This window comes from Chitinophagaceae bacterium (assembly GCA_016713085.1).
Lineage (GTDB): Bacteria > Bacteroidota > Bacteroidia > Chitinophagales > Chitinophagaceae > Lacibacter.
On record JADJPV010000001.1, the window covers coordinates 2,120,493 to 2,140,014 of the forward strand.

Below are 19,522 nucleotides of genomic sequence, written 5' to 3' on the forward strand. Positions count from 1 at the left end.
AAAGAAACGCCATTCCACCCTAAAAACTCTAAAAAAATGAAGTGTAAATTATTCCTTTCGTTTACCAGCCTGTTTATCTTTTCAATGTCATTTTCTCAGCTAACCCCTGTTGGGCAGTGGCGTGAACATATGGAATACCGTTCGGGTCTTCGGGTAACAGTTTCACCTGAAAAGATTTATGTGGCTTCAAAATTCGGCGCTTATTCTGTGAGTAAGGCTGAAGGGGAAATTGAACGGTTGAACAAAGTAACCGGGCTGCATGATGCAGGTATCCGCAGCATCAAATACAATTCATCGAATAATAAATTACTCATTGCTTATAACAACAGTAATCTCGATGTAGTATATCGAAACGACATTATCAATATTCCCGATATACTCCGCAGCAATGTAGGCGGCGATAAAAATATTTACGATATCAGTTTTGTTAACGACATAGCTTACCTCAGCAGCGGACTTGGAGTAATTGTTGTTGACCTGGCAAAATATGAAATCAGCAGTACGTATTACATGGGAAATAATGGCGGCAATGTAAAAGTGAATGGATTTGCTGCAGATGCCACACGTTTTTTTGCCGCAACAGAAGAAGGATTAAAAGTTGCAAATCAAACTGCGTCTAATTTAAGTGATTACCGTAACTGGACTTTATTAAGCGGAACAAATGGTTTGCCTGCAGGTCCGGCAACACAGGTAATGGTTATACAGGGTAAGGTGATTGTTCAATATTTTACTTCATTATATGTATTAAACGGAAGTATATGGCAATTGCTGTACAATGATGACTGGCGTTGGGAAAATGTGAATGCAAGTGAAGGAAGCATCTTAATCTGCCAGGAAAAAAATGCATGGAATGAACGAAGAGTAATTGTACTGAACACAAATGGAACGGTGAGCACAGTTGTTCAAAACAATAATCAACTCCGTTATCCTTTCCAGGCTGCAAAAAGCGGGAATGAAATCTGGATCGCTGATTTTGAAAAGGGATTGGTGAAAGCTGAAGCAAATTTGTTTGAACGTTATGCAATCAATTCACCTTACGGAAGTGTGGATGGAGAATTGTTTTTCTATAAGAATACATTATATGTTGCAGGCGGAAGTGTAAATGAAGCATGGAATTATCAATATAACGGCACCGGTTTTTTTACATTCAATAATGACGAATGGAAAGATTATAACCGCACCAATCTATCCTGGATGGATACAGTACTGGATATAATCAGCATTGCAGTTGACCCACGCAACAACGCAATCTATGCAGGATCGTTTGGAGGAGGATTGGTGGAGTATGAAAGTGCAACGAAATATAAAATTGATAAGCAGGGTGTGCTGAATGTAACAGTTGGCGATGCCAACAGTTACCGAGTTGGTGGTTTGGCATTTGACGGAGAAAATAATTTATGGATCAGCAATTTTGGAGGCAGTAATAATTTTGTTGTAAAGAAAGCAGATGGTAACTGGAAATCTTTGCGTGTTCCTTTTCTCATCAGCGATAATATGGTTGGGGCTATTTTAATTGATGATGCCAATCAGAAATGGATACAGGTGCCGCAGGGCAATGGATTGCTTTGTTATAATCATGGAACATCTATTGATAACACAGGTGATGACAGGTGGAAATGGTTGCAGACCGGAGTTGGAAACGGTAATCTGCCGGGCAATTTTGTGAATTGTATGGTGAAAGATAAGGATGGTTTCATCTGGCTGGGAACAGATAAAGGCATTGCTATTATACAATGCCCGGGTGAAGTGTTTACAGTAAATGGATGTGAAGCTTATCAACCAATTGTACAGCAGGATAATTTTGCCGGTTATTTATTTGAGAATGAAGAAGTGAAAGCAATGGCTGTTGATGGAGCAAACCGAAAATGGGTGGGTACACATAATGGCGTTTGGCTTATCAGTGCAGATGGAGAAAGAGTAAGTCAACGTTTTACTGTTGATAACAGTCCGTTACTGAGTAATGAAATTATCCGCATTATCATTGATCCAAAAAGCGGGGAAGTATTTTTTTCTACATTCAATGGTATTTGCAGTTACAGAAGTACCGCAACAGAAGCCAGTGAAAATACAGATAAGGTGCTGGTGTTTCCAAGTCCTGTACCTGCAGGATATGAAGGAACAATTGGTATTCGTGGATTGCCTGAAAATTCAATTGTAAAAATTACAGAGCTAAACGGCCGGTTGGTTTATCAAACAAGATCACTTGGTGGCCAGGCTGTATGGAATGGAAGAGATTATAATAATCAGCGGGTATCAAGCGGCGTTTATCTTGTATTGGCAAAAGATCAACTGGGTGCAGAAAAAAAAGTGGGTAAGATTGTGTTCATTAAATAAGTTTCCTTTTGAGTAATGTATTACATACAACAAAGGCAGTGATTCTCCGTACAGTAAAGTATGGCGAAACGAGTTTAATTATTTCTGCATACACCGAGTTGTATGGATTGCAGAGTTATATTGTTCAGGGTGTAAGAACAAGTTCAAAAAAGGGAGCAGGCAAAGCAAATTATTTTCAGCCGGGTTCTATGCTGGAGCTGATCGTGTATCATCATGATCTCAAAAATCTGCAGCGCATCAAAGACTTCAAATGGAGTTACCTCTACGAGCAGCTGTTTGCTGATGTGATTAAAAACAGTGTGCTGTTGTATATGGTTGAACTGCTGCAGAAATGTGTAAAGCAACCGGAGAACAATCCTGACTTGTTTTATTTTATTGAAGATGCATTGATGCAGCTTGATAAATCCGGTGATGCAGTAACAGCCAACTTTCCTCTTTACTTTGCTTTGCACTTAACCAACTTTTTCGGCTTTCAGATAAATACAGAAGAAGCAGATAAATATGACATTCCTGATTTACAGGAAGGAAATTTTGTTTCAACCTATCCGCAACATGTATATTATGTTGATGGAAAAACTGTTGAACTGATCCGTGAGTTATTAAAAGCAATGCAGCCACATGAACTGATTGAAATACCGATGAACTATTTACAAAGAAGGCAGCTGCTTGAAACACTTGAAACCTATTATGCTTTGCATATACCTGAGTTTGGAAAACTAAAAACATTGCCGGTACTGCAGCAAATCATGGAGCCATGATTTTATAACAAGCGTTTTGATTCACTGAAATCTGCACTCAAAATAACTACTCTCGGCTTCTTTCCTTTTTCAAAGCTTCCCAACTGATCGTCCCATTGCAAAGCCTTTGCGCCATTTAATGTGGCCATTTGCAAAGCCTGTTCTTTTGATACAGATGTATGCTTTAGCAATGCTTCCATTTCTTTCGCAATACTTAACTGCCAGTTACTGCTGTAACTGTCGGTCCCTAACACAATCGTACAATTATGTTTCAATAGAAGATCAACTGGTGGAGTGTTGTTTTCAATATACAAATTCGCATTGATGCATAAACAATAGATCAGTTTTAATTCGTTGGCTGCTGCATATTCATTGGCCCAAACAATATCTTCTTCAGGCATATAAGTATTATGAATAAGAAAGATAGTTTGTCTGTTGTTGAAATAAGGAAGATATGAACGGATGCTGCTTTTACCTGTTACAGGAAAAGGGGAGGAATTAATACCAAAGATTTTAAACAGTTTTAAATATTCTCCTCCACCTGTTTTATACAATTCATTTTCGGCAGGGTGCTCCTGGTTATGGATGGAAATGATCTGATCAGCTGTTGCTTCATTGATTAACTGAAATGTTTTTGGTGAAATACTGTAAGGTGCATGTGGTACAAACGATGTGCGGTGTACGGTGTTTGATGTACGAAGTGAGGTTTCTAATTCTTTTGCTACAGTTTGGTAGTGGCTGAAATTCTCATCTGCCTTTGCGTCTGTAAACTCAATACCTCCACAAAATTCTGCCAGCGGATTTTGCTCTTGCTTTTCACCAAAGCAGTATCGGCAGTATTGCCAATATCACCAACGGCAACAATACCATTGTTGAACATTTCTTCTTCCGCTTTTACAATTTCCTGCTGAATCAATTCCTGTTCAAATCCCCGTTTGGTTACAACGGAGCAAAGAAATTCAATCAGTCCGGTATGGGGTGGGATAACATTTTTTAAATGGCTTAACTCTAAATGACAATGTGCATTGATCAGCCCGGGCGAAAGAATGCCTGCGAATTGCTGCACATCATCACCAGCTTCAGCAGTTGAAACAATATCCTGTACTGAACCGTTTTCATCAGTGATTAATACTTTATCTGTATCATAAAGCTTGTATCCATCAAACAATTGATCTGCCCTGAACTTCCTGTATTCCATGCGCTGAATTCTTTTAACTTTGCCGCTCAAATTTAGTACACAAAACTCTCCCTTTAGGGAGTTGGAGGCATAAATGTTAGATAAGTTAGACGCAATAAAAGCAAGATTTGCTGAAATTGGTGTGGCACTCACCAATCCTGAGATTGTAAGTAACAATCAGAAATTTTCTGCTTTGAGTAAAGAATACCGGAGTGTAGAAAAGATTGTGCTTGCAAGAAAAGAATATTTGGAAGTATTGGATGACGTAACCAGTTACAGAGAAGCATTGAATGGCAATGATGCAGAGTTGCGTGAAATGGCCAAAGAAGAACTGCCTTCATTAGAGGAAAAGAAGGAACAGTTGGAAAAACAAATCCGTCAGTTATTGATCCCGAAAGACCCACAGGATGACAAGAATGCAATTCTGGAGATCAGGGCAGGAACGGGTGGCGATGAAGCCAGTTTGTTTGCCGGCGATTTGCTTCGCATGTATACAAGATATTGTGAGCGAAGAGGGTGGAAAACAACCTTAGTTAGTGAAAGTGAAGGAACAGTTGGAGGTTACAAAGAAGTTCAGCTTGAAGTAACTGGTGATGACGTGTACGGCACTTTGAAATTTGAAAGCGGTGTACATCGTGTACAGCGTGTACCTGCAACTGAAACAAGTGGCCGGGTACATACCAGTGCTGCAACAGTTGCAGTAATGCCTGAAGCAGAGGAAGTAGATTTTGAGTTGAGAGAAAGCGATGTAAAAATGGAAACATCACGAAGCGGTGGTGCAGGCGGACAAAATGTAAACAAGGTTGAAACGAAAGTGATGCTTACGCATATACCAACAGGTGTTGTTGTGATTTGTCAAACAGAACGTACACAGTTGGGCAACCGTGAAAAAGCCATGCAAATACTTCGTACACGTTTGTACGAGGAACAGGTGCGGAAACATGAGGAAGAAATTGCCCGTCAACGGAAAAGCCTGGTAAGCACCGGTGACCGGAGCGCCAAGATCAGAACCTATAATTATCCGCAGGGAAGGGTTACTGATCATCGTATCGGACTTACTCTTTATAATTTAGATGCTGTACTCAATGGTGAAATTGATGAGTTGATTGATGCATTGCAGTTTGCTGAAAACACGGAAAAACTTTCTCAACAAAATTAAATTGTTGATGAAAAATTTACACTGATGCAACGCATTTGAGAATTTTTTCAACTACCTTAAGAGTTCAATTTTTTTAACCAAAACCGATTTTATGCTGGAACAATTATTTAACCTTGTTAAAGAACAGGCAGGTGCTGCCATCATCAATAATCCCGATATTCCAAATGAGCGAAATGAAGAGGCGGTTGCAGATGTAACCAATAGTGTGGCCGGTGGATTACAAAATGCCCTGGCTGGTGGCCAGTTTAAGGATGTGCTGAAATTATTAGGTGGCCAGGGAGGCGATTTGCAAAATAATCCAATGGCTAATCAATTATCAGGCAATGCAATCAGCTCATTGATGGACAAGTTTGGTTTAAACCAGGGTCAGGCCGGAAGCATTGTAAGCAACCTGTTGCCGGGTGTTTTACAAAATCTGATCTCTAAAACAAATAATCCAAACGATAACAGTTTTGATTTACAGAGTATTTTCAGTTCGCTTACAGGTGGGAAAACAGGTGGATTGGATCTGCAGGGATTGTTAGGAAAAGTAACACAGGGTGGGGGATTGGATAGGGACGGTGATGGAGATACTGATTTGAATGATGTAATTAATATGGTAAAAGGAGGTGCATCACAACAGCAGCAAAGCGGCGAAGGTGGAATGATGGATCTTGTAAAAGGATTGTTTGGACGATGATGAATTGGCTAATATCTCTTATAAGTAGTTTATTTCCCGATCTGTACAGATCGGGATTTTTTTGCAGTAATAAAACAGATAACTGTCATTTAGGTGCAGTGCGTAATCTTTAGCAACCCCATTTTGCTGTTGGCATGGTTTTGGAAATGTTAGTATGTGCAGTTGTTTGAAAAGAGGCAGAAGGCTTTTAGAAATTTTTAACAACAAGGCAGTAAACTATTCAGAGCGTTTAGCGTCTCAATAGTACAAGTTCTTTAAAGCAGTCAAATTTTCTCATAAGCAGTTAGTTTTGGTTACGGTCTCCCGATTCTTCGGGAGACCCTCTTTTAAAAGCTTCGGGAACGATTGCGTAAGAAGTAGGGAACGTTTGCACAAATATTAACAATTGTGTTACGTTTTAAAATGAAAGAATAGACGAGCTTTGTACTACAAATTCAGATTATAATTTTTTTCTCATAAGCAGTTAGTTTTGGTTTCGACCCCGGTTTCTACCGGGGTTTATCTTTATGGCAAACAGGAGCCAGCCGACAACTGCCCCCATTCCATCTGCAACCATATCCCAAACGTCAAAATCACGCCCGGTCCATAGTTGAACATACTCCATTAAAATACCATAAAAGGTTGAAATAAGAGTTACTGCAAACAGGGCAAGAAGAAATTTTGTTTTAGACCTTTTTTTTGTTTGCAGGTAGTAACCCCACAAAGCAACCAGCGTAAAAAAAAGAATGAAATGAATGACTTTATCAATATGCGTTAACTCAATCTTATTTTCAGTTGGCAGCTTAATAGACGGCATTGCAAGTAATATAAAAACAATGACCGACCAAAGAATGGCCGGCCACTTCGTTCTTAAATATTGTTGAACCTTTTCTTTCATTATGCTACCAATGCTGAATAGGCGGCAGCTGTAAGTAAAGCTTCTACATCTGCAGGATTGTTCACTGTAACTTTTACCATCCAGCCTTCACCATATGGATCACTGTTCACCGCTTCGGGTTTATCGTTCAATGCAGCGTTGATTTCTGTAACAGTTCCAGCAACGGGTAAAAACAAATCGCTCACCGTTTTTACTGCTTCCACCGTTCCGAAAATTTCTTCGGCATTCAATGCCTTACCAACTGTGTTGATATCCACATACACAATATCACCCAACTCCCGCTGAGCAAAATCAGTAATACCAATTGTTGCAATATTGCCTTCTAAGCTGATCCATTCGTGGTCTTTTGTGTAGCGGAGATTTTCGGGAAAATTCATGATATTTTAGTTTGTTTTGAGCGCTGCTAAATTGACTGTTTTCTATGAATCAGAAAAATATAAATTTCTTCTTCAACCGCATTTTGATGATACGGACATCTTCTTTTGGCCGGTTGTACTGATCTCTTGTTCCGTTCGCAATTTTATCCACCACATCCATTCCTTTAATCACTATGCCGAAGATGGTATAATTCTGATCGAGATGCGGGCTACCGCCAATGGTCTTATATACTTCACGGTGGTTGAGCGGAATTTTTCTTCCACCCAGGCGTTTTATTTCCACCTCATTCAATGAGCTGTCTGTATGTTTCTTTCCCTGTACAATATAGAACTGGCAACTGCTGCTGGCCTTCTCGGGGTTATTATCTCTTGCAGCTGCTAAAACACCACGTTTGTGAAAAAGCGATGTATCAAATTCAGCGGGAATCGTATACTTCAACCCGCCACTTCCATATCGTTTTCCTGGTTCAGGTTTCCGGGTATCAGGATCACCTGCCTGGATCATGAAATCTTTAATCACCCGGTGAAAAATAATACTGTCGTAGAATTTCTGTTTCACCAGTTTAATAAAATTGTCCCTGTGTTTGGGCGTTTTATCACTGAGCAAAACCACAATTGTTCCCTTGCCGGTAACAATTTTTACTTTTCTTTTTTTTGCTTCGGCTGATGTAAACAGGCAGATCAAACCAAGAAATAATATGAACCTCTTCATTTAAAGTCCTTTTTGTTCAAAGTAAAGCAAAACATGATCTTTAATAAAATCTTCCTGCTCTTTCATTTCAAGTGCGGGCATTGCTTTGAGTTGTTTGAAATGAGGCCATCCATCAGCATCAAACTGATCAAACTCAAAATAACCGCTTTGGCTAAGCAAAGAACAGACAGCTACATGCATCAGGTCCTGCTTTTGTTCCTTCGTATATTTTTCACGTAATTGTCCATATTCCTGAATTCCGATCAGGAACAGCACAGCCTCCAGATCGGGTTTCTTACCAAAACGCTCAACCAGCTTCTGCTCAAGGTTCATCCACCGTACAAATAAATCATTTGCTGCATCCATAGGGCGCAAAGATAACAGTTAGTGAATAGCCGATAGCCGCAAGTCAATAGCCTTTGGTGAACAGACTCACTACTAACTACTACGGGCTTACGACTTTTTCCCAAGTTCGGCCGCATTTTTGCAAAGGAGGAAATGAAATCCTGACAATAACGTTTATAAATTGATTTTCCCTGTTGAACGGGGGATTGTATTTTCACAACCTAAACCAAGATTACATGTTAAAAACCGCAGAAGACATCAAAATCCTGAATGAGAAAATTCAATATGCCGGTTCTTTTTTAGACAGGTTGCGTACAGAAGTTGGAAAAGTGATCGTTGGACAGCAGCACATGATTGACCGTTTGTTGATTGGCCTCCTGGGCAATGGACATATTTTGCTGGAGGGTGTGCCCGGTCTTGCAAAAACACTTGCTATAAAAACACTGTCACAGGCAGTTAATGCCAAATTCAGCCGTATTCAGTTTACTCCCGATATGTTGCCTGCCGATGTAATCGGCACCATGATTTATAATCAGCAAAAAAACGAGTTTTTCGTAAGGCGTGGTCCCATCTTCGCCAATTTTGTTTTGGCCGATGAAATCAACCGTGCCCCGGCAAAAGTGCAGAGTGCCTTGCTTGAATCAATGCAGGAACGCCAGGTAACCATTGGTGAACACACATATAAACTGGAAGAACCTTTTCTTGTTCTTGCTACTCAAAATCCATTAGAGCAGGAAGGAACCTATCCTTTGCCGGAAGCACAGCAGGATCGTTTTATGCTGAAGGTGGTAATTGATTATCCAAAGAAAGAAGAAGAGCTGATGATTATTCGGCAGAATACACAACAAATAGCAACGCCAACCATTAATCCTGTTGTATCCATGCGTGAAGTAATGGATGCAAGAGATCTGGCACGCACCATTTATATGGATGAAAAAATCGAGAACTATATTCTTGATCTTGTTTTTGCTACCCGTAAACCTGAGCAGGTTGGTTTGAGTAATTTGAAACCCTTGCTTGCTTATGGCGGCTCACCAAGAGCATCAATCAATATGGCGCTGGCATCAAAATCAGTTGCCTTCATTAACAAAAGAGGGTATGTATTACCTGAAGATGTGCGGATGATTGCAGCCGATGTTTTACGTCATCGTATTGGGCTTACCTATGAAGCAGAAGCTGAAAATATTTCTGTGGAAGAAATTATTAAACAGGTGCTGAATACGGTGAAGGTTCCTTAAGCCCTCTAACCCCTAAAGAGGGAATGTACAATATCACTCAAATGCAAAAAATACATTCATCAGATCATAAACATTCAATAGTAAAGCCTCCCTTCAGGGAGGTTTGGAGGGTATGTTAACTACAGAAGAAATATTAAAAAAAGTAAGGGCGCTTGAAATTAAAAGCAAGCGGCTTACCAACCATATGTTCACCGGTGAATATCATTCGGCGTTCAAAGGGCAGGGTATGAGTTATAAGGAGGTAAGAGAATACCAGCCGGGCGATGATATACGTTTTATCGACTGGAATGTGAGTGCACGGTATGCACATCCTTACAGTAAGGTTTTTGAAGAAGAACGGGAGTTGAGTTTGTTTTTACTGATTGATAACAGTGCCAGCATCAGCTTTGGTACTCATCTGCAACGAAAAAAAGATTTAGTGACTGAAATTGCCGCAGTGCTTGCTTTCTCAGCAGTAAACAATAATGATAAGGTTGGCGCTATTTTGTTTGGCGATAAAGTGCAGAAATTTATTGCACCTAAAAAAGCAAAGCAGCATACATTATATATTGTACGAGAGATGCTCAGCAATGATGCAAAGTCAAAGCAAACAAATTATCATGATGCTTTCAGGATGTTTAATAATGTTTGCCCCCGAAGAAGTATTTGTTTTTTGATCAGTGATTTTTTAGGTGCCGGGTATGAAGATGCTTTACGTGTGGCTTCTAAAAAACATGATGTGATCGGCATTAAAATTTATGATCAGTTAGATATGAAACTGCCTGATGCAGGGTTATTGCAGGTGGCTGATGCTGAAACAGGTGAGCAACGGTGGATTGATACATCGAATGCACAGATACGATTTGACTACGAAAAAGATTTTCACAAGCATAATGATTATGTAAAGGATGTGTTCCGGAAAGCCGGTGCCGATCTGCTTCATATGCGTGCAGGGGATGACTATGTAAAAGTGTTACAGAAATTTTTTATTAACAGGAGCAGATGATCAGAAGAGTATTTGTTATATCGGTTGGATGTATGCTGATGGGATTGTTTTCATTTGCCCAGATCACCCCGGTTATTACTTCCGATAAAGAGAAAATATTCATTGGTGAACCTTTTAAGATCACACTTGAACTGAAAGCAATTGACCGCAATGCCGGTGTGCAATGGAAATTCCCAGACAGCATCCCTCACTTCGAGTATGTAAGCTTTGATACTTCAGATATTTTAAAGCGTGTAATAACCATTACCAGTTTTGACAGTGGCTTATGGTCCATTGATAATATTGAAGTTGTTGTTCCATCCAATGTGAATGATAAGGCTGTGCTGTTAAAGTTCCCTTCGAAAGAAATCTTAATTGAATATGATACAACTGGCAGCCAGGTATTGAATGATGTGAAGCCGATCATTGAAGTGAATGCCGGTGAAAAACGGATTGGTTATGCTGTTGCTGCAGCTGCATTGCTCAGTTTACTGCTGCTGATTATTTTATTCAGAAGATGGAAGAAAAAGAAAATTGTTATTGCTGATGAAGACTCCAACTATTCCCCGCTGGAAGATTTTATCAGAACAATTGAAAAACTGAAACAGCAGAGCTGGAACGAGCAATTGGAACAGAAACAAAATTTTTCTGAATTATCGCAGGCTGTAAAACGATATTTTGAGCGAATCCTTCGTCAGCCATTTTCCCGTGTTACAACAGATGAGTTGATGATGGACTTAAAACCGCATTTGCTGACTGAACAATTCCTTTCCATTACTCAAACACTCCGGCTTGCTGATGCTGTTAAGTTTGCAAAATTCACCGCACCAAAAGATGACTGGATGAATGCACTGGCTGGAACAGAAACAGTAATTAAAAAACTGGATATAGAAAGGAAGCCAAATGATTAATGAATGGTATCAACATATCGTCTTTGCATATCCTATTCTGTTATGGCTGTTATTATTATTGCCCATACTGATTGTTTGGTACATCCTGCGTGAAAAAAAATCTTCCTCATCAGTTACCGTTTCTTCTTTAGGTATTTACAGAAAGCAAAGCAGTTCATTGAATGTTATGCGCCATTTGCCCTTTGTTCTGCGCCTGCTTTCATTGGCATTATTGATTGTTGCCATTGCCAGACCTCAAACAAGAAGCAATGAGGAACGGGTGGAAGGCGAAGGAATTGATATTGTTCTTTGCATGGATGTAAGCGGCAGTATGCTGGCAGAAGATTTTAGCCCCAACAGGATGGAGGCCATGAAACAAGTGGCTGCTGATTTTGTGGATGCAAGAAAAACAGACCGGATTGGCCTGGTAATTTTTTCAGGCGAACCGTTTACACAATGTCCTATAACTACTGATCATGCTGCATTAAAAAGCCAAATCTATGCAGTGCGCAGTGGAATTTTACAGGATGGTACAGCAATCGGTTCAGGTTTGGCAACAAGTGTGGAACGATTGAAAAAAAGCAAATCAAAAAGCAAGATCATTATCCTTTTAACAGATGGCGAAAATAATGGTGGCATGATACCACCCAATACCGCCAAGGAAATAGCAAAAGCTTACAATATTAAAGTGTATACTATTGGGATGGGTACCGAAGGTTTTGCCAGCATGCCGCAGCAAACAAGCGCCGGAATAGTGAGGAGCATGGAAAAAGTGAATATTGATGAAAGGTTGCTTACTGAAATTGCAAGAGAAACAGGTGGCAGCTATTTCCGGGCTAAAGACAATGAAAGCCTGTCGAATATTTATACTGAAATTGACAAGCTTGAAAAGTCAAAAATCGAAACCAGCAGCTTTGCCCGTTATGCTGAAGAATTTTATCTGCTGGCGATAGCAGCTGCTGTATTACTGTTGATTGAAGTTTGGTTACGGTATAAGATGTTTCGAAAGTTTCCATAACAGATGTTTTCCTCCTTTCTGTGCCTACGTGGCAATCTATTCCTTTTCTTTGCAATCAATGCAGGCACTCATTTATAAATCAACAGGTAACTGGTATGTTGCAAAAACAGAAAAAGGCGATTTTGTGCGTGCAAGAATTAAAGGAAAATTTAAGATCGACGGCATTACATCTACCAACCCCATTGCTGTAGGCGACATTGTAGAAGTGGAAATGGAAAACGAGCTGGAGCAAACCGCCATGATCATTGAAATTTATGAGCGAAGGAATTACATCAACCGTAAATCGCCCCATCAAAAATATCAACATCATATTGTTGCTGCCAACCTCGATCAAAGCATGCTTTTTGCCACCATGAAAGAACCCAGAACCTCTCAGGGTTTTATTGATCGTTTTGTTATTGCATCAGAAGCATATCATATTCCCAGTGTAATCGTTTTCAACAAGTCGGATGTTTACCGCAAGAAGGAAATGGATATGTATGAAGAGTGGAAGGATATGTATGAAGCGGTTGGTTATAAAGTGTTCCTTATGTCTATGGAAAAAAATGAAGGTGTTGATGCGGTAAAAGAAATGCTGAAGGATAAGATCACATTAGTCAGCGGTCATTCAGGAGTTGGCAAATCAACCTTTATTAATGCAATTATGCCCAATCTTGACTTACGCACAGAAGAGGTTAGCGGCTGGAGCGGAAAAGGGATGCACACTACAACTTTTGCGGAAATGTACGATCTGCCTCCCGATAGTTATCGGGATGGCGGTAAGATCATCGACACACCGGGTGTAAAAGAATTTGGTGTAGTGGATATCAGTAAGCAGGAACTATCGCATTATTTTCCTGAAATGAGAGTATTGATCAACGATTGCCAGTTTAATAATTGCCTGCACCTGGAAGAGCCTAGCTGCGCCATCAAATCGGCAGTTGCAAATGAAACCATTCATCCGTTGCGGTTCATCAGTTATTGCGGCATACTGGCCACGATAGAGGAAAAGAAATATTAATCATCAGACTTCTGATGGATCAGCATCTTTCAACGCATCCACTAATTCGGCAATGGCTGCATTTTCAAAATGTTCACTTTTTTCTTCCAGCGAAGGAAAAACAGAAATTCCGTTGAAAATATTAAATGTGAGAGTAAGGGCAGTTCCTTTGTAAAGAAAGTCCCAGTACAAAGCCTCGAAATCATCCAGCTTCTTGGTGAAGGAGATTTTCAGTTTGTCTGCCAGTAAATCGGCCCAGCGATGAAATTTTTCGTAGCTGGCGTCGTCATCAAGGATCGCCTCGCTATATCCAACATGGTTGCGTAATGTGGGATTCATAGTGGTATTTTTTTGGTGTTATTGATACAGGGTTAGTATCCTGTTATTTTCTTTATTTAGCTATTAAATTTTTTTGCTCTTTTTACTTTTTCACCACTCAAAAGCTTTTCAGCTCCCACATTCTTTCCATTGGTTGGACAGCCTTCCTTAGGTGTACGTTTAAACACGTTGCAACTACTCATCATAAAGGACACCAAAAAGAGTACAAGTGCTGCTTTAATTAATTGTTTCATGTTGTTTTTAGTTTATTCTTTTGGATATAGGACAATGTTTATACCAGATTAGTCTTTTTCAGTTAAAACATCTTTAAACCAGCCCGAATATTTGATATAATTCTCAGCAATCCGGTTAATTTCACCATGAATCAGTTCCTGGCTGATGTCTTTTACTTTTTTGGCCGGAACACCTGCATAGATACTGCCCGCTTCCACAATTGTTCCTTCTAAAACCACTGCACCTGCAGCAACAATTGAATTGCTGTTGATTACTGCATTATCCATTACAATGGCTCCCATTCCTATCAGCACATCATCATGAAGGGTGCATCCGTGTACTATTGCATTATGACCGATGCTTACATTATTACCAACGATTGTTTTCGTTTTCTGGTATGTTGCATGAAGCACTGCTCCATCCTGCACATTCACTTTGTTTCCCAAACGGATACTGTTTACATCGCCCCTTACAACCGCATTGAACCATACGCTGCAATGATCGCCCATTATTACATCTCCTACAATAGTTGCATTGGGAGCGATAAAACAATCGTCACCAAATTGAGGAAAAACGCCTTCTACCGGGAGAATGATGGGCATACGGAATGTGGGTTTGATAGCAGGTAAAGTTCGTTAAGTTTTTTGAGTGTTCATAATTGTTAAAGGCTTTTTTACAGATTTAAATGAAGTTTTTTTAAAATAACCGTGAAAGACAGATTTTATGGTGAGGAAGGCGTTTAAACCTCACGGTAATTTAACGACATTTGCCTCGCATGAATCAACGGGAACTCTTTTTAAAACATGTTGCACAAACTTCGCCAAAACCGCTTGCTTTGGAAATTGTAAAAGCAGAAGGTTGCCGATTGTGGGATGCTGAAGGGAAAGAATACCTCGACCTGATTGCAGGAATCAGCGTTTGTAATGTGGGGCACAGACATCCAAAGGTGGTGAAAGCAATCAAAGCCCAGGTTGATCAGTATATGCACCTGCTGGTGTATGGTGAGTTCGTACAGAGTCCACAGGTGCAGTATGCCAAACTCCTCACCGATTATCTTCCTTCATCCCTGAATGCTGTTTACTTCACCAACTCAGGATCGGAAGCAACAGAAGGAGCCATGAAGCTAGCCAAGAGAGTAACAGGTCGTACAGAGATTGTTGCCTTCAACAACAGTTATCATGGAAGTTCGCAGGGAGCTTTAAGCGTAATGGGTGATGAATACTGGCGAAATGCATTTCGACCCTTATTGCCGGGAGTTTACCACGCCGGGTACAATTCATTGGAAGACCTGCAACTCATTACTTCAAATACAGCCTGCGTTATTGCTGAAACCATACAGGCTGAAGCAGGAGTGAATGCACCTTTGAAAGAATGGATCATTGCTATACGTAACCGTTGTACTGAAACAGGTGCTTTACTGATATTGGATGAAATTCAATGTGGATTCGGACGGAACGGATCACTCTGGGCTTTTGAACAGTTTAGCATTGTGCCAGATATTTTACTGTTGGGGAAAGCCCTTGGCGGAGGAATGCCAGTGGGTGCATTTATTGCAGATAAAGAATTGATGTGGAAGCTGACAGAGAATCCTGTACTTGGACACATCACCACTTTTGGTGGACATCCGGTCAGTTGTGCTGCAGGTATGGCTGCAATGAAAGTTTTGTTTGAAGAGAAATTAGTTGAAACTGTATTTGAAAAAGAAATTTTATTCCGCACTTTATTACATCATCCGAAAATTATTGCCGTTCGTTCAAGAGGGTTAATGATTGCAGTTGAGTTCGACAGCTTTGAAACGAACAAAAAGATCATTGATGCCTGTATTGCACAAGGGGTACTGACCGATTGGTTTTTATTTGCACCGAAATGTATGCGGATAGCTCCGCCGCTAACTATTACAGATGAGGAGATAAGGAAGGCATGTGCCGTAATTCTTGCCTGTTTGGATTAACTGTATCAGATTCTCATTTTATATCTGTTTTCCTTTTATTTTTATGGAAGCCTAACATAATCGCATGAAAAAAAGTACCACTGTATCTCTATGCAACATCCGTTCTTTTATTCTTCTCTTCCTGTATATTAGCTGTACTCAATTCTCATCCGCTCAAACGTCGGTTGTTAAAAATAAGTACCCTTCAACCTTACTGTGGCGTATTTCTGGAAATGGTTTGAGCAAACCATCCTATTTGTACGGTACTATCCATTTAACTGATAAGCGCCTGTTTTATTTCGGCGATTCCCTGTATAAAGCCATTGAACAAACAGAAGGCTTCGCCATTGAAATTAACCCCGATGAGTTGTCAACTCAACTGATACAATCTTTTACAAAAGAAGATAAAAGCGCTTTATTGAAAGATGCTGTTGATAAGGAAAGCTACGACCGGATAGAAAAGAAACTGGAAAAAAAGTATGGCTTTAAAGCCGACCGTTTAACAAAACGGCAGGCTTACCTCGCCAGGAATGAATGGATGAAGGATATGAAGAAGTCTGATGATATGAATACGGTTATGGACGCATGGCTGTATAATATCGCAAGGCAAATGGGAAAATGGACTGGTGGTATAGAAGACCTGAACGATCAGCTGAGCTTAATTGAAAAGGATGAAGCCGATTTTTCCTTTGAGGATTTACTGATCGACAAAAAAATAATGCAGGGGGGACTTAATTACCTGATTGATTTATACCTGTCGCAGGATTTGCAGGCCCTTGATGATTTTTTTAATCATAGCACTGAAAGTAAAAAAGATGAATGGCTGATTAAGCGGAATATTAAGATGGCTCACAGGATGGACAGCCTGCTCAGGTTCAGAACACATTTTTTTGCAATAGGCGCTGCTCATCTGCCCGGCGATTCAGGTGTAATAAAACTCTTACTACAAAAAGGATTTCATGTAGAGCCGGTTTTTTCATCAGCAAAAATTTCACCTGATGATTATAAAGTTGAGGAAGGGAAAATGAAGTGGCAATCATTTATACCAACTGACAGCCTGTATCATGTTTCATTTCCTTCCAAATCGGCTACAATGTTTATTAGCGGAAATGTAGTGAAAATGGAAATGTGTATTGATATTCCCACCGCAACATACTATATCACAGCTGCGGTGCCTAATATGCGGCAGGGCACAAATAAAGAAAAGCTTATAGAAGAAATGCTGCAGGGGTTTACAAAAGGAAGTAAAATTATTGAGCGTAAGAAAATTAGTGAGGATGGACAAACCGGTTTGGAAGTTCTGGTTGAAAAAGAAGGCTTTCTGCGTGTACGTGGATTTATAAAAGGAAACTATGCGTTCATGACTGTAATGGGTCATGAAACTAAAAAAGAAATGCTGAAAGGAGAAATGGCTGCACGCTTCTTTTCTTCCTTTTCCGTAAGTGATAAAGCCCTGCTGATTTCAGATGGCATGAAAACTTTTTCTAATGAAGAATCAGGGTTCAGTATTTTATTGCCAACTACACCTGAGCTAATGCCGAATGAGGCGGTTGAAGAAGGATGGATCTCTAAAACCTATTCTTCTTTTGATACCAAAAGCAACGTGTACTTTATGATGAAAATAAAAAGTACAGGGCCCGGTTATTATCTTAACGGTGATTCCAATTATTTTGATACACAGAGGCAGGGCTGGAAAACAATACTGAAGGAACTGAAAGCAGAAAAATATTTCAACCTTGGTGAGTTCCCTGTGATGCAGTATGATTTTATGATGGAGAAGGGTAAAGAAAAAGCCATGTGCAGATCATTAACCATTAACAGGGGTAACCGTTCATACCTGTTGCTGGCTGTAACTGAAAAGGATGGAGAAATCAATGATGCAATCAAAGTGTTTTTCAATTCATTTCAGTTAATTGATTATAAAAAAGCAAACTGGAGTACACAACAATCTCCTGATGGACATTTTTCAGGTTTTACGCCTGCACCAGTAAAAATTAGTATGAAGAAAGATGAAGATGGGAATGAAACCGGTTTATACAGTTATGTTTCTTATGATTCGCTTTCAGCTGTTTCTTTTGAGTTAACCAAAGTAAGTTACGTTGATTATTACCACGCCGAAACTGACAGCGCCGCATTTTATGATGCTATGTATACGCAGATTGGAACAACCGATTCTGTTTTAAGCAAACGATATACTATGAACGGGAACGATAAATCGCAGGATGTAATAGTGAGATTGAAAGGCAATCAGAATCTCCGCCGTATGCGGTTGGTTCTACATAACGATACGATGTACATTGCGTTTGCTTTGCTTCAACCGAAATTCATTGATCTGCCTGAAGTAAATAAGTATTTTGATGAAATAAGAGTATTAACAGCTCCCACAGGCATTACCATTTTTAAAAAGAAAACAAAAGAGCTCTTACTTGATCTTTCCTCAGGTGATTCTGCCAGGTTTGCAGTTGCTGCAGAACAGATTGATAAGATAAATTTTGGTAAGGAAGATCTTCCCTTTCTGAAAGAAGCGTTGCTGAAACAGTATGATAACGAAACAGAAAAGCATGAGGGTATTTACAATACCATAGCAGATATTATTGCTGATCTGAACGATTCTTCCGTAGTAAGTTTTGTTAAGAAAAAATATTTTTCTCCAACTCTTGATAATGAAGCGCAAAAACTGGCAATGCTGAGGTTGCTGGCATTAACAAAAACAAAGGAAAGCTATACTGTATTAAAAGAGCTGATACTTGCTGAACCTCCTTTAGTGGAATATATGTATCCGCTTCAATCTGTTATTTCAGATTCATTGCAGCTTACCAAAATACTGTTTCCGGAACTGATGGGTTTGAGCAGTGATTCGTTGTTTGCTGATTTTACAGCAGACCTTGCCAATCAATTGCTCGACAGCAGTTATATTACTATCGCCTCTATAAAACCGTTTGAAAAAAATCTTCTTCTTACCTGTGAGTCTATCATTGAAAAGCTGAAGGCTGATCCGGAAACTGATGTATATAGTTATGATGAAAGCCTGCACCTTCTTGGCCGCTTAAATAGTGCTGAAGGGAATAAACTGCTGCAAAAAATAGTTCTTCTGAAACAGAAGATCCTGAACAGGATCATAATCACAGATTTGCTGTTGAATAAGCAGACAGTACCAAAAGAAATCATTGAATTTCAGGCAGCTGATAAAGAGTATCGTTTTTCGTTTTATTACAGGCTGGAGGAAAATGGGCTTACTGCTTTCTTCCCCTCAAAATACAGTACACAAAAATCAATTGCTGAATCGGATGTGTATAATATGGCCAGTGATGAGTATGAAGTGGAAGAGATTGTGTACATCAGGGAGAAGGTAAGTGAGTATGACAAGGAGCAAAAACGTTTTCATCTCTTCAAGGTTAAAGTGGAAGGAAGCTGGTATCTCGGAATTTCAGGCGGATATGAAATGGATTCAAAAATTATTCACATGAAAAAGGGGAAAGATGTTGGTGGTATTTACTGGGAAGAAGAATTTGATATGAAAAAAGTGAATGAACAGTTTGAAGCATATATAAAGGAAAGTGTTGAGGAAGAATAAA

The 19,522-nt window shown here is 39.7% G+C and carries 20 protein-coding genes; 11 read left to right on the forward strand and 9 right to left on the reverse strand.

Annotated features, from left to right (window positions below; translation table 11 throughout):
* The first annotated feature begins 36 nt into the window (after window positions 1-36).
* Both IPK31_10290 and recO read left to right on the forward strand, forming a co-directional pair.
* The gene (locus IPK31_10290) at window positions 37-2,334 is read left to right on the forward strand and encodes a hypothetical protein (protein MBK8088290.1); all 2,298 of its coding nucleotides are present in this window, start codon (window positions 37-39) and stop codon (window positions 2,332-2,334) included.
* A gap of 8 nt (window positions 2,335-2,342) precedes the next feature.
* On the forward strand, window positions 2,343-3,092 hold the full coding sequence (recO, locus tag IPK31_10295) for a DNA repair protein RecO (GenBank protein MBK8088291.1): 750 nt from the start codon (window positions 2,343-2,345) through the stop codon (window positions 3,090-3,092).
* Window positions 3,093-3,094: 2 nt separating this feature from the next.
* Here the strand turns inward: recO and IPK31_10300 are convergent, their stop codons facing one another.
* Window positions 3,095-3,868, reverse strand: coding sequence for an amidohydrolase family protein (locus IPK31_10300; protein ID MBK8088292.1), 774 nt, complete (start codon window positions 3,866-3,868; stop codon window positions 3,095-3,097).
* Entirely contained in the window at window positions 3,793-4,269 is a 477-nt protein-coding gene (locus tag IPK31_10305; protein ID MBK8088293.1) for an amidohydrolase family protein, read from the reverse strand. Before IPK31_10305 ends, IPK31_10300 begins: the two co-directional genes overlap by 76 nt.
* Window positions 4,270-4,342: 73 nt before the next feature.
* On the opposite strand from IPK31_10305, the gene prfA reads away from it, so the two are divergent.
* Entirely contained in the window at window positions 4,343-5,407 is a 1,065-nt protein-coding gene (gene prfA, locus IPK31_10310) for a peptide chain release factor 1 (GenBank protein ID MBK8088294.1), read from the forward strand.
* A gap of 91 nt (window positions 5,408-5,498) precedes the next feature.
* Window positions 5,499-6,086 carry a DUF937 domain-containing protein gene (locus IPK31_10315; protein ID MBK8088295.1) on the forward strand — a complete coding sequence of 196 codons (588 nt, stop codon included), beginning with the start codon at window positions 5,499-5,501 and terminating at the stop codon, window positions 6,084-6,086.
* Window positions 6,087-6,549: 463 nt separating this feature from the next.
* Here the strand turns inward: IPK31_10315 and IPK31_10320 are convergent, their stop codons facing one another.
* From IPK31_10320 to IPK31_10335, 4 genes are all read right to left on the reverse strand, one after another.
* A complete protein-coding gene (locus tag IPK31_10320; GenBank protein ID MBK8088296.1) occupies window positions 6,550-6,882 on the reverse strand; it encodes a VanZ family protein in 333 nt (110 codons plus the stop codon).
* 80 nt (window positions 6,883-6,962) lie between these two features.
* On the reverse strand, window positions 6,963-7,340 hold the full coding sequence (gene gcvH / locus IPK31_10325; protein ID MBK8088297.1) for a glycine cleavage system protein GcvH: 378 nt from the start codon (window positions 7,338-7,340) through the stop codon (window positions 6,963-6,965).
* 49 nt (window positions 7,341-7,389) lie between these two features.
* Window positions 7,390-8,052: a peptidylprolyl isomerase gene (locus IPK31_10330; protein MBK8088298.1), complete on the reverse strand. Its 663-nt coding sequence runs from the start codon at window positions 8,050-8,052 to the stop codon at window positions 7,390-7,392.
* A complete protein-coding gene (locus IPK31_10335; GenBank protein ID MBK8088299.1) occupies window positions 8,053-8,397 on the reverse strand; it encodes a hypothetical protein in 345 nt (114 codons plus the stop codon). It abuts the gene before it with no gap.
* A gap of 215 nt (window positions 8,398-8,612) precedes the next feature.
* Between IPK31_10335 and IPK31_10340 the strand changes: the two genes are divergently transcribed.
* The 5 genes from IPK31_10340 to rsgA all read left to right on the forward strand — a co-directional run bounded on the left by IPK31_10340 (window position 8,613) and on the right by rsgA (window position 13,486).
* Complete coding sequence (locus tag IPK31_10340; protein MBK8088300.1) at window positions 8,613-9,614, forward strand: MoxR family ATPase; 1,002 nt, start codon at window positions 8,613-8,615, stop codon at window positions 9,612-9,614.
* A 112-nt stretch (window positions 9,615-9,726) separates the two neighbouring features.
* A complete protein-coding gene (locus tag IPK31_10345) occupies window positions 9,727-10,599 on the forward strand; it encodes a DUF58 domain-containing protein (GenBank protein MBK8088301.1) in 873 nt (290 codons plus the stop codon).
* A complete protein-coding gene (locus IPK31_10350; protein ID MBK8088302.1) occupies window positions 10,596-11,489 on the forward strand; it encodes a hypothetical protein in 894 nt (297 codons plus the stop codon). Before IPK31_10345 ends, IPK31_10350 begins: the two co-directional genes overlap by 4 nt.
* 16 nt (window positions 11,490-11,505) lie before the next feature.
* On the forward strand, window positions 11,506-12,486 hold the full coding sequence (locus tag IPK31_10355) for a VWA domain-containing protein (GenBank protein ID MBK8088303.1): 981 nt from the start codon (window positions 11,506-11,508) through the stop codon (window positions 12,484-12,486).
* 58 nt (window positions 12,487-12,544) lie between these two features.
* Entirely contained in the window at window positions 12,545-13,486 is a 942-nt protein-coding gene (gene rsgA / locus IPK31_10360) for a ribosome small subunit-dependent GTPase A (GenBank protein MBK8088304.1), read from the forward strand.
* A gap of 3 nt (window positions 13,487-13,489) precedes the next feature.
* Here the strand turns inward: rsgA and IPK31_10365 are convergent, their stop codons facing one another.
* From IPK31_10365 to IPK31_10375, 3 genes are read right to left on the reverse strand one after another with little or no spacing between them, the layout of a single operon-like run.
* Entirely contained in the window at window positions 13,490-13,804 is a 315-nt protein-coding gene (locus IPK31_10365; protein MBK8088305.1) for a hypothetical protein, read from the reverse strand.
* A gap of 56 nt (window positions 13,805-13,860) precedes the next feature.
* Complete coding sequence (locus IPK31_10370; protein MBK8088306.1) at window positions 13,861-14,037, reverse strand: hypothetical protein; 177 nt, start codon at window positions 14,035-14,037, stop codon at window positions 13,861-13,863.
* A gap of 48 nt (window positions 14,038-14,085) precedes the next feature.
* On the reverse strand, window positions 14,086-14,619 hold the full coding sequence (locus IPK31_10375) for a gamma carbonic anhydrase family protein (GenBank protein MBK8088307.1): 534 nt from the start codon (window positions 14,617-14,619) through the stop codon (window positions 14,086-14,088).
* A gap of 173 nt (window positions 14,620-14,792) precedes the next feature.
* Between IPK31_10375 and IPK31_10380 the strand changes: the two genes are divergently transcribed.
* Both IPK31_10380 and IPK31_10385 read left to right on the forward strand, forming a co-directional pair.
* The gene (locus tag IPK31_10380; protein MBK8088308.1) at window positions 14,793-15,968 is read left to right on the forward strand and encodes an aspartate aminotransferase family protein; all 1,176 of its coding nucleotides are present in this window, start codon (window positions 14,793-14,795) and stop codon (window positions 15,966-15,968) included.
* A 64-nt stretch (window positions 15,969-16,032) separates the two neighbouring features.
* Window positions 16,033-19,521 carry a TraB/GumN family protein gene (locus IPK31_10385; protein ID MBK8088309.1) on the forward strand — a complete coding sequence of 1,163 codons (3,489 nt, stop codon included), beginning with the start codon at window positions 16,033-16,035 and terminating at the stop codon, window positions 19,519-19,521.
* Window position 19,522: the final 1 nt, after the last annotated feature.

Bases quoted from the DNA above. Each gene is read 5' to 3' on its own strand.
- IPK31_10370 (MBK8088306.1), bottom strand. From the start codon at position 14,037: ATGAAACAATTAATTAAAGCAGCACTTGTACTCTTTTTGGTGTCCTTT.
- prfA (MBK8088294.1), top strand. From the start codon at position 4,343: ATGTTAGATAAGTTAGACGCAATAAAAGCAAGATTTGCTGAAATTGGT.
- IPK31_10315 (MBK8088295.1), top strand. From the start codon at position 5,499: ATGCTGGAACAATTATTTAACCTTGTTAAAGAACAGGCAGGTGCTGCC.
- IPK31_10290 (MBK8088290.1), top strand. From the start codon at position 37: ATGAAGTGTAAATTATTCCTTTCGTTTACCAGCCTGTTTATCTTTTCA.
- IPK31_10340 (MBK8088300.1), top strand. From the start codon at position 8,613: ATGTTAAAAACCGCAGAAGACATCAAAATCCTGAATGAGAAAATTCAA.
- IPK31_10345 (MBK8088301.1), top strand. From the start codon at position 9,727: ATGTTAACTACAGAAGAAATATTAAAAAAAGTAAGGGCGCTTGAAATT.
- IPK31_10350 (MBK8088302.1), top strand. From the start codon at position 10,596: ATGATCAGAAGAGTATTTGTTATATCGGTTGGATGTATGCTGATGGGA.
- IPK31_10375 (MBK8088307.1), bottom strand. From the start codon at position 14,619: ATGCCCATCATTCTCCCGGTAGAAGGCGTTTTTCCTCAATTTGGTGAC.
- IPK31_10380 (MBK8088308.1), top strand. From the start codon at position 14,793: ATGAATCAACGGGAACTCTTTTTAAAACATGTTGCACAAACTTCGCCA.
- gcvH (MBK8088297.1), bottom strand. From the start codon at position 7,340: ATGAATTTTCCCGAAAATCTCCGCTACACAAAAGACCACGAATGGATC.
- rsgA (MBK8088304.1), top strand. From the start codon at position 12,545: ATGCAGGCACTCATTTATAAATCAACAGGTAACTGGTATGTTGCAAAA.
- IPK31_10335 (MBK8088299.1), bottom strand. From the start codon at position 8,397: ATGGATGCAGCAAATGATTTATTTGTACGGTGGATGAACCTTGAGCAG.
- IPK31_10365 (MBK8088305.1), bottom strand. From the start codon at position 13,804: ATGAATCCCACATTACGCAACCATGTTGGATATAGCGAGGCGATCCTT.
- IPK31_10320 (MBK8088296.1), bottom strand. From the start codon at position 6,882: ATGCCGTCTATTAAGCTGCCAACTGAAAATAAGATTGAGTTAACGCAT.
- IPK31_10305 (MBK8088293.1), bottom strand. From the start codon at position 4,269: ATGGAATACAGGAAGTTCAGGGCAGATCAATTGTTTGATGGATACAAG.
- IPK31_10385 (MBK8088309.1), top strand. From the start codon at position 16,033: ATGAAAAAAAGTACCACTGTATCTCTATGCAACATCCGTTCTTTTATT.
- IPK31_10330 (MBK8088298.1), bottom strand. From the start codon at position 8,052: ATGAAGAGGTTCATATTATTTCTTGGTTTGATCTGCCTGTTTACATCA.